Annotated in this window: 7 protein-coding genes and 2 tRNA genes; all 9 read right to left on the bottom strand. The window is 49.9% G+C overall.

The annotated features are described in order from the left end of the window. Window positions 1-857 precede the first annotated feature (857 nt). Window positions 858-1,946, bottom strand: a complete 1,089-nt coding sequence (locus NG346_RS10870) for an OmpA family protein (protein ID WP_262280341.1) — start codon at window positions 1,944-1,946, stop codon at window positions 858-860. 264 nt (window positions 1,947-2,210) lie between these two features. Then, a complete protein-coding gene (locus NG346_RS10865) occupies window positions 2,211-4,772 on the bottom strand; it encodes an alpha-L-arabinofuranosidase C-terminal domain-containing protein (protein WP_396266815.1) in 2,562 nt (853 codons plus the stop codon). Between the two features lie 74 nt (window positions 4,773-4,846). Then, window positions 4,847-5,728 carry a bifunctional methylenetetrahydrofolate dehydrogenase/methenyltetrahydrofolate cyclohydrolase FolD gene (folD, locus tag NG346_RS10860; RefSeq protein WP_262280340.1) on the bottom strand — a complete coding sequence of 294 codons (882 nt, stop codon included), beginning with the start codon at window positions 5,726-5,728 and terminating at the stop codon, window positions 4,847-4,849. A 9-nt stretch (window positions 5,729-5,737) separates the two neighbouring features. Beyond that, window positions 5,738-7,081: a signal recognition particle protein gene (gene ffh, locus NG346_RS10855; RefSeq protein ID WP_262280339.1), complete on the bottom strand. Its 1,344-nt coding sequence runs from the start codon at window positions 7,079-7,081 to the stop codon at window positions 5,738-5,740. 204 nt (window positions 7,082-7,285) lie between these two features. Then, window positions 7,286-7,359 (bottom strand) — tRNA-Asp (locus NG346_RS10850). 25 nt (window positions 7,360-7,384) lie between these two features. After that, window positions 7,385-7,458, bottom strand: a tRNA-Asp gene (locus NG346_RS10845). An 87-nt stretch (window positions 7,459-7,545) separates the two neighbouring features. Continuing rightward, window positions 7,546-8,094: a GNAT family N-acetyltransferase gene (locus tag NG346_RS10840; RefSeq protein WP_262280338.1), complete on the bottom strand. Its 549-nt coding sequence runs from the start codon at window positions 8,092-8,094 to the stop codon at window positions 7,546-7,548. Window positions 8,095-8,103: 9 nt separating this feature from the next. Next, a complete protein-coding gene (locus NG346_RS10835) occupies window positions 8,104-9,312 on the bottom strand; it encodes a glycosyltransferase family 2 protein (RefSeq protein ID WP_262280337.1) in 1,209 nt (402 codons plus the stop codon). Then, window positions 9,309-9,725 carry a hypothetical protein gene (locus tag NG346_RS10830; protein ID WP_262280336.1) on the bottom strand — a complete coding sequence of 139 codons (417 nt, stop codon included), beginning with the start codon at window positions 9,723-9,725 and terminating at the stop codon, window positions 9,309-9,311. Before NG346_RS10830 ends, NG346_RS10835 begins: the two co-directional genes overlap by 4 nt. Window positions 9,726-9,728: the final 3 nt, after the last annotated feature.

Raw genomic sequence — 9,728 nt, 5'->3', positions numbered from 1 at the left:
TGTTTTCTTTTTGCAACACTAAGATAAGTGAAAATTCTGACATGGCAAAATCCTGGGCAACTTTTTGTTGCTCAGGAACTTATAAATAAAGTTAAATTATAGTGTTGCGGAATTAAGGTCTAAAAAACATGCAACAATGCAGTATTCTAAATTTAAAATTGTATCTATGCCCCAAGATGAAAAGAGTTGTTTGACAAGCAAACGTATGCAAATTGTAGAAATTAGAACCGTTGCTAAGTCATTACCTCCATTGAGGTAATACAGTACCTTGACAATATTGGTTATTGCAGATTGTCTGCTTAAAAGTACCTAACAACTATTGTGGCATACCCCTTTCGGCATGACCTTCGAAAAACAAACTTATTGACAAAAGTCTGTCAACCTTTTAACACATTCTAGAGAGACCACCGGACTGAAAACTCGAAAAAAGAAAGACCTGAGGGGGAAAAGAGAAGGTTTTTAGGAGAAAACAACTGAGTTGACCAAGTCAGATAACTGAAATGACCGAGTAAAACAACTGAGATGACGACATCAAAACAGTGGAATGAGACAAAATTCTCTAGAAAATTTTGTCTCATTCCACTGTTTTGATAGAACCAAGAAAGCATAACGTAACGTATATCGCTGTTAACCAACAAGTTAACAAAAACGCCTCAAAATTGCGAAAATTGAAGCAAAGGACAGTTTGATTCTGAGAATCGCATTCTCAGAGCCACTTTTTTGTCAGTTTATTCAACAATCGAACAAAATATGGAAAAGGGTTGTGGCATATTTCAACTTTCGGAGTCTTGAAACAAAAAAACTCCCTGCCCATAGTAACTACGAGCAGGGAGCAAATGGATATGTTTGTGAAACGATTACTTCACGTAAACAACAGCGATACGGTTGGATGTAGTACCCTGGACACCCTTACCAGTAGCCTCATCGACTACGACACCGTTCTTCTTGAGATACTTGGCAACCTCGTCAGCACGAGCCTGAGACAGTCTGTCGTTGACCTCTTTGCTGCCCTCTGGAGAAGCAGTACCAACGATCTGAACGTGCTTGCCGCTCTTCACAGCGTTGAGAGCCTTCTTAGCCTCCTTAGTCAGGAAGCTCTTGCCCTGAGCGAATGTCACGAAGACGAGGTTCTCTACCTTCACCTCCTGAGGAGCCGGAGCCTCTTTGACGACTTCCTTGACGATCTCCTTAGGCTTCTTAGCCAGCTCGTCGCGCAGATCGTTGATCGTGCTGTTGAGCTGATCGATCTCAGCCTGGTCGTAAGGCTTCACGATATTGAAGTTGTGTGTGCCATTGCTGTTCTTGAACTTGTAGACGACACCAGCGTTGAGCTGAACGTAGCTATGGTTGATGTTGTACTTCATACCACCGTTGGACAGATTGTAGTTGACACGGTCTGTATTGTCGTTCAAGCCATAGTTGATAGAAGGCTCAACATAAGCCTGCCACTGCTTCTGGCTACCGAAGTTAAAGGCAAAGTCGATGCCCAACTTAGAAGTCAGATTGTTGCGGTAGTCGAAATCCTTGCTGCCTACGCGCTCGTTGTTGTGACCGAAGATATGACCCCAGCCCAGACCGGCAACAGGAATCACCTCGAAGCAGCGAGGCTCACCCTTGTAGCCACCGAACCAGTTGCTCAGGTTTACAGTACCCAGCAGGCTGGTGTTGAGGAAGCGGACAGCCGTACCGGTAGAAGCGAAAGGCTTATTGGAGAAATAGGCGTTGCTCTCAACAGCGAGACCGAAGACAGGAGTGAACCAACGGCCAACGCGAACACCGAAGTTAGGATTGAGACCCTTCAGCCAGGCGTTGCCTGTGGTCTTTGTTGCCACACCGCCATTAACGCCAACGTAGATGTTGTCGAATGTCTTACTCTCTTGCACTGTCTGTGCAGATGCGCCAGCAGCGATCAGGGCTGCTGCCATCAAGGTAAATAACTTTTTCATAACTTATTTGTCTTTGTGTAATTAATATATATTTCTGTTATGCTGCATACAAACTGTGTGCAAAGTAAAGGGATTTTTCTTAAACTTCCAAATTATTTTAACGCTTTGAAGGCAATAAAACATAAATTAACAAGAAAGTATGGATTGGAGACTACAAAGCAAGAAGAAAAGGACAATTAGCAACCAAGAAAAAGGCAGATGACAGAAAGTCACTGTCACCTGCCTATATGTCAAAAGCTTAGCAGGTTTCTCGTTTCTCGCCTGCTATTGCCGGGGAATGGTGATCACGGTCACGGAATAGGGTTTGAGCGTGATCGTGGGGCCGCTGACACGAGTCGTCTCTACCTTCACATTCATATCGTTGGGCTGTCCGCTGAAGCCTACGGCCTCTGCACCTGAGGGAATCGCCAGTCCTTTCACATCAACTGTCAAGGACTGTGGCAAGGCATTGACGAGTTTCACCCACGTGATTCCCGTCTTCTGGTCCCGGACAACGCTCGATGCCACACGATAGCGGATGTTCTCAGGCAAAGAGAACTGGGATGCGACATAGCGGTCACCGGCACTGTTGCCCCACAACTTCTGAGTGTAGTAGCTGGGAGTAAGCGCGGTGATACTGTCAGAGTTGAAATAGATCATGTCGGGATTCCAATTCTGATGAGCCTCATTGCAGAGCAGCGGCGCATAGCTGGCCATACTGACAATGTCGGCATTGCGCTCGACATTGCACAGGTGGATGGCCTCGACCAGCGCATTCTCCACCCTGCGGTCGCGGGAAGCCCACTCGCCAAGATAGACTTTCGGGCCCTTGCGGTCGTAGTCGTCATAGTAGTCCTGATGATGCAGGAACCATCCCGGTGACTCGTAGTAATGCTCGTCGACCATGTCTATCAGATCGTGATGGGCTTTGGCAAAGCGCCAGCCCTCAATATAGTCGGCCGAAGGATTATGGAAAGGTCCCACAGTACCACAGACGGTGATGTCGGGATACTTCTGCTTAATGGCTTTGCAGATCATCTCATAGCGCTCCTCAAAGGTTGTGGAGACAAGATCTTCGTTGCCTATACCTATATATTTAAGGTGGAACGGTGCCGGATGACCTGCGTCGGCACGCATCTTGGCCCACTTGGAAGTGGCCGGATCGCCATTGGCCCACTCGATCATATTGAGAATCTCCTGGCAATAAGCCGGCATGTCGGCCATCGGGATACCACCTTGCTGACCGCCGTAGCCATCCTTGTCGGCAGCGGAGTTCTGACAAGGTACGCCCGCGGCCAGCACGGGAAGCGGCTCCGCACCGATGTCCTCACAGAACTGGAAATACTCATAAAAGCCCAAGCCACGTGTCTGATGATAGTTCCAAATGTTCTTCGCGGGCTTACGGTCCTGCCAGGGACCTACGCTCTCGTTCCAGTGATAGATGTTGTCAAGTCCCTGACCATGGCTCATGCAACCACCGGGAAAACGTACGAACCGAGGACGGAGGGCCGCGATAGCCTCGGCCAAGTCTTTGCGAAGCCCATGTCCCTTGAAGGTATCGTGAGGAAAGAGGCTTACCATGTCTACGGCAATGCTGTCCTCTTTCAAAGGTGTCAGCATCAGTCTGACCTGACTCTTCACTGCTTTCTTGTCAATGATCAGAGGCAAAGCATAGCGTTGCCAGCCCTCTCCATCGACCTTTATCTTCTCTTTTGCGAGCATCTCGCCCTTGTCGTCGACAAGGCTCACCAGCAACTGGTTCTTGCGTCCATTGTTGCAACGGACAAAAACAGAGAAGTCGAACTGCTGGAGTGGTTCAGCCATCACACTGCCCCACCCTGTGTTATAGAGTGTGTCTTGCTTGGTCAGGAGCACATAGTGGGGATTGTTTTTGCTCAGCGGCTCTGCCGCGCTGACGCGGATCGGATGATTGCTCTTCCATGCGGTCGTTGCGTCCCACCCACGATGGTCGTCGGAGGTGTACTCGAAATCACGGTTCTGAACAAGTTCCGCATAAAGGCCACCATCGGCAGCATAGCTAATGTCCTCGAAGAAAACGCCCATCAGTCGGTCGCTGATCGTCTTTTGCTTTGACGGATCAATGGTCAGTGTTGTCGTCAGCGGTGAAGCGAGAGAAGCGAAACGCTTCGCGTCGTCCTTCATTGTCTCAGCACTCATGCGGGCATCATTGGCCATGGCGTCGAAATACTGGAAGAGATAATCCAACTGCAGCTTAGGCACGTCGAAGGCATTACCCTGAAAAGTGGTGCCGGCAATGGTCGCTGTGTCACGCATCCAGGCAGCATCCTCTATCGTGCTCGCATCGGCAGATTCCGTGAAATGGCGGAAGTCATTGGATGCCTGCACATAATGGCGAGTACCATCCTTAGCCTTGAAATAGATGTCGATATTGTCGGGATCCATCTGGAACATGATCGGCTCCAACACACCATTCTCTTTGACACGCGGATAGTCCTGCGGGCGCCATGTTACCAAGTCCTCGCTGTAGGCAGCCGCAAAGCAGGGCGCATAGTTGTTGACGGAGAAGAGCAGTCGCCACGTCCCGTCCTGAGCCTGGATGACATAGGGTGAATACATCTTCTTCTCACTGCCCCATGCACCATAGTCCGAGCCACAGAGCTGTCCCAAGTCCTGCCACCGGTTGCGACCGGTGAAGTAGGCAACATGCAATCCTTTGGTTGGTCCGGGAGAATAGAGAAAAAGCTGACACGTGGTGTCGCGTCCGGCAATCTCGTAGGAAGCCCGCTGACGCTGGCCCCACACCGTCGATGGCATTGAGGCTGTAATGAAAAGCGATGTAGAGAATAGTAATAGTTTGGTGTTCATCGGTAGAAATTTTGAAATGAGAAGTAGGTTCTTTAAAGAGTAAAAGCAGAGAGCCCCCGAAGGGGCCCACTACCTTATTTGTAGTATTCCTTCTTGGCCGCAGCCAGTGTGTTCTTCATCAATGAGCAAATCGTCATAGGACCTACACCACCGGGAACCGGCGTGATGAACGAGCACTTCGGTGCCACCTCGTCGAACTTCACGTCGCCATTGAGGCGGAAGCCTTTCTTCTTCGTGTCATCAGGCACACGCGTAGTCCCGACATCGATGATGACTGCGCCTTCCTTCACCATGTCGGCAGTCACAAAGTCGGGACGGCCGATCGCTGCAATGATGATGTCGGCCTCACGGCACTCAGCCTTGATGTCCTTAGTATGGGAGTGGCAGACCGTCACCGTGGCGTCGCCGTATTGCTTCTGCATCATCAGCTGTGCCATCGGCTTGCCGACGATGTTGCTGCGTCCCAGCACCACACACTTCTTTCCGGATGTCTCGATGTGGTAGTGCTGCAAGAGTGTCATGATGCCCAACGGTGTTGCAGACACAAAACACGGCAGGCCAATGGCCATGCGACCCACGTTGATCGGATGGAAACCGTCGACATCCTTGCGGTAGTCGATGGCCATGATGATCTTCTGCTCATCGATATGTTTCGGCAGAGGCAGCTGTACGATGAAGCCATCGACCTGGGGATCGTCGTTGAGCTTGGCCACACAGGCGAGAAGCTCCTCCTCGGTGACATCATCCTCATAGCGGATCAGACGGGACTCAAAGCCGCACTGCTCGCAGGCGATGACCTTGTTTTTGACATACGTCTCGGAACCACCATCATGTCCCACCAACACGGCAGCCAGACAAGGGCGCTTGGCTCCCTTGGCCACCATTTCCTTTACTTCGTCGGCAATCTGCTGCTTGATGGCAGTAGCAGTGGCCTTTCCATCTATCAACGTGTACATAGCTTATATTTATTGGTTCATTGCGCCTTTCATGCGCGCCATATTTGCCATCATGGACTTCATCTGGCTGCCGGTGACCATCTTCATCATCTTGCGGGTCTGATCAAACTGCTTGATGAGTCGGTTGACCTCCTGAATAGATGTGCCGGAACCTTTGGCAATGCGCTGGCGACGGCTCACGTTGAGCACCTCGGGATGAGTACGCTCCTGCGGCGTCATACTGCGGATGATCGCCTCAATGCCGTTGAAAGCATTGTCGTCGATGTCGATGTCCTTGATAGCCTTACCTACTCCAGGAATCATCGAGGCCAGCTCCTTCAGATTACCCATCTTCTTGATCTGCTCGATCTGATTGAGGAAGTCGTTGAAGTCGAACTTGTTTTTCTGAATCTTCTTTTGCAGTTTGCGTGCCTCCTCCTCGTCGAACTGCTCCTGAGCACGCTCCACGAGAGAGACCACGTCACCCATACCGAGGATACGGTCGGCCATACGGTCGGGATGGAACACGTCGATGGCTTCCATCTTCTCACCGGTACCGATGAACTTGATGGGTTTAGTGACAACCGTGCGGATGGAGAGTGCCGCACCACCACGGGTATCGCCATCGAGCTTGGTGAGGACGACACCATCAAAGTCCAGACGTTCGTTGAACTCCTTAGCGGTGTTGACGGCGTCCTGACCCGTCATAGAGTCGACAACGAACAGTGTTTCGTCAGGCTTGACGGTCTCCTTGAGTGATGCAATCTCGTCCATCATCTGCTCATCGACTGCCAGACGACCGGCAGTATCGATGATGACGGTGTCATAGCCTTTGGCCTTGGCTTCCTGGATGGCGTGGAGGGCGATTTCGTTGACGTTTTTGTTTTCCGGCTCAGTATAGACCGGCACGTCGATCTGACCGCCTACGACTTTCAACTGATCGATAGCAGCCGGACGATAAACGTCACAAGCCACCAACAGCGGATTGCGGTGTTGCTTGGTCTTCAGCATATTGGCCAGCTTGCCACTGAACGTGGTCTTACCGGAACCCTGCAGACCTGACATCAAAATAATGGCCGGCTTCTGTTCCAAATGCAACTCGGCAGCCTCGCCACCCATAAGGCTGGCCAGTTCGTCGTGCACGATCTTGACCATCATCTGTCCCGGTTTCACGGCCGTGAGTACGTTCTGACCAAGAGCTTTCTTCTTTACTGTGTCGGTAAATGTCTTGGCTACCTTATAGTTGACATCGGCGTCCAGCAATGCGCGACGTACGTCCTTGAGCGTCTCTGCGACATTGATCTCAGTGATTTTACCCTCACCTTTCAATATCTTGAACGACCGCTCAAGACGGTCACTTAAATTCTCAAACATAATGTTAGTCTTATTCTATAATTAATTATACTTGCAAAGATACAGAAAAAAAACGAAACAGCATCTTTTTATCAGCCTAATCATAGAAAAAAGACGAAAAGCGTAATCATAGGAAAAGTAGGCATTATCGTATCTTGCCTCAACTGAGCATGCGTAAAACAAAAGGGCAAAAAAAAGAGTTCCTTAATGAGGAACTCTCTTCAGCGGTGCGTACGAGATTCGAACTCGTGACCTCCTGCGTGACAGGCAGGCATTCTAACCAACTGAACTAACGCACCTTAATAAATTTGTTGACCGCCTAAGCGGTGCGTACGAGATTCGAACTCGTGACCTCCTGCGTGACAGGCAGGCATTCTAACCAACTGAACTAACGCACCATTTTGCTGTCTTTGCGCCTCATTTCTGAATTGCGAGTGCAAAGGTACTCGTTTTTTCTGATACCACCAAATAATCGGGCAACTTTTTTACAATAAAAATTGCAGGAACTCCACGTCATGATACTCTTTTCCATCGTAGAGCCAGTCCTTGAGCTGTGCATTTTGTTGAAAGCCAACAGCTTTAAAGACTCTCAAGCAAGCTGTGTTGTCCTGAGCCACTAAAGCGTAGAGCTGATGCAGGTGCAGCACCTCACGGGCATAAGTGATCAGTTCTTCCATGGCCGCCTTGCCATACCCTTGTCCACGATAGGCTTTCTCAATGACCAAGCCCACCTCTGCCCGCAGGTGCTGAGGATTGAAATTTACAAGGTCGGCGATGCCTACGACATTTGCTCCACTGCCGTCGGTGATGATCAGACGGAGTTGCTTGTCGGTGAAGATATCGCCAGTGGTATTGGCAATATAGTCGTGAAGGACATAACGGGAATAAGGGACATTGGTACTGCCTACCCGCCACAAATCGTAATCATTCTCGATACGATAGAGCAGATCCAGGTCTTCGGGCTCCATCGCACGCAGCAATACAAAGGGACGACGATGGGAACAAGATGAGGAAAGTGAAGAATTCTTTTCCATGACTACATATTATATATGAGTAGACTCTGAGGTAAACACGTCTTTCGACGTGATGATAAGCTGAGCCTCAGGATCGAACCAGCCCACGAGGCATTGTCTTGGGTGGCTATTGAGCAGATCAAAGATCTTCTGATAAGGAAATAAGGAGGTGTCGAAGACCATGATTGGTTGAGGTAGTTGACGCTTGAGCACCTCTGACGCAATCTTCAAGGCCTCATCCCACTGCGAGACCACATGTAGCTCAGCGTTTAGACCATTGAAAGCGGTGATGTCCTCACAAATGGCTTGCGACGACGCAGAAGTGAAGACCACATAAAGTGGATCGCGCCGGACAGGCTTGGAGACAAAGCCCAGACTCTTGCGCATCTTATGCAACTGCATACTGACCAACGCATGGAAAGCCTTTACATAGATGGCTGTCTGCACCGGGACGTTGACAAGGATATTGAAGTGGCGATAATGCTTGCGATAGAAGATGAGCATGGCTTCATAGAAGACATGGACATAACGGAAGCTTGACTTCTCGGTGCTCTCTCCTTTATAATGTAGCATCTTACAGGGCAGATACCAGTTCTCCCACCCTGCCTTGAGGATACGGTAGCTGAGATCGATGTCCTCGCCATACATGAAGAAGTCCTCATCCAAAAGCCCCACGTCCTCCAACGCCTTGCGGCGAAGCAGACAGAAGGCACCACTGACGATCTCAATCTGCTCGGCTTGGTCCCAAGGATGGGCACACATATAATATTTACCGATACGGGAATGGTGAGGGAAACAGGAGCAAAGGCCAGAAAGCTTGTAGAAAGAGGTCATCGGTGTCGGCACTCCACGGCGGCTCTCTTTGGCGCTTTCACCAGAGGCATCCATCATCCATACGCCGGACGCGCCCACACGGGGATGAGCATCCATAAACGACAGAACACTGGGGATGAGCGTCTCGCTCACCACGGTGTCAGGATTGAGCAACAAGACATACTCGCCATGGCTCATCATGATGGCTTTGTTGTTGGCCTTGGCAAAGCCGAGATTATGATTCAGCCGAACAACCTTCACCCAAGGAAAGCGGGAAGAAAGATAGTCAACAGAACCGTCACGGGAATGATTGTCCATCACAAACACCTCGGCGTCCACTGTAGCCAATGAGCGCTGAAGCGACTTCAAGCACTGTTCTACATAGTACTTGACATTGTAATTGACAATCACTACCGATAGTTTCATTTCTTCTCTTGGATATATCTTGTACGGGTGGGATAGACAAAGGCCAGACTCAACAGTCCAATAATGGCCATATAGCCGAAGGCAACATTCATAAACTGATAATAGAGCCAAGTGTTGAGCACCATCGGCACGCAGAGCATCGCCAAGCGCAAAGTGCCCCATCGAAGCATGGCTTGGTCGCCATCACTATGAATAGCAGCCTCTACATGTTTCCACTTGAACAGTCGCAGACTCAGAGGGATCAGGCAGATCGTAGCCACCTCCATGAAGATGGCCCAATAATAATCGGCAATGCGGTCCGCGCCCCACTGTCCAACGAACAGGACGTCATTCTCATATAGCACGACAAAGCACAGGCTAATCAGCACTGACAAGCCTGCTTCAAGTCGAAGGATATTCAATACGCTTTTCATGAT

The organism is Hallella absiana (genome assembly GCF_025457485.1).
In the GTDB taxonomy this organism is placed as follows: Bacteria; Bacteroidota; Bacteroidia; order Bacteroidales; family Bacteroidaceae; genus Prevotella; species Prevotella absiana.
This window is presented reverse-complemented; position numbering and strand designations above follow the sequence as displayed.

Coding starts and splice junctions, on each gene's coding strand:
- NG346_RS10870 (WP_262280341.1), bottom strand. CDS start 1,946: ATGAAAAAGTTATTTACCTTGATGGCAGCAGCCCTGATCGCTGCTGGC.
- NG346_RS10865 (WP_396266815.1), bottom strand. CDS start 4,772: ATGAACACCAAACTATTACTATTCTCTACATCGCTTTTCATTACAGCC.
- folD (WP_262280340.1), bottom strand. CDS start 5,728: ATGTACACGTTGATAGATGGAAAGGCCACTGCTACTGCCATCAAGCAG.
- ffh (WP_262280339.1), bottom strand. CDS start 7,081: ATGTTTGAGAATTTAAGTGACCGTCTTGAGCGGTCGTTCAAGATATTG.
- NG346_RS10840 (WP_262280338.1), bottom strand. CDS start 8,094: ATGGAAAAGAATTCTTCACTTTCCTCATCTTGTTCCCATCGTCGTCCC.
- NG346_RS10835 (WP_262280337.1), bottom strand. CDS start 9,312: ATGAAACTATCGGTAGTGATTGTCAATTACAATGTCAAGTACTATGTA.
- NG346_RS10830 (WP_262280336.1), bottom strand. CDS start 9,725: ATGAAAAGCGTATTGAATATCCTTCGACTTGAAGCAGGCTTGTCAGTG.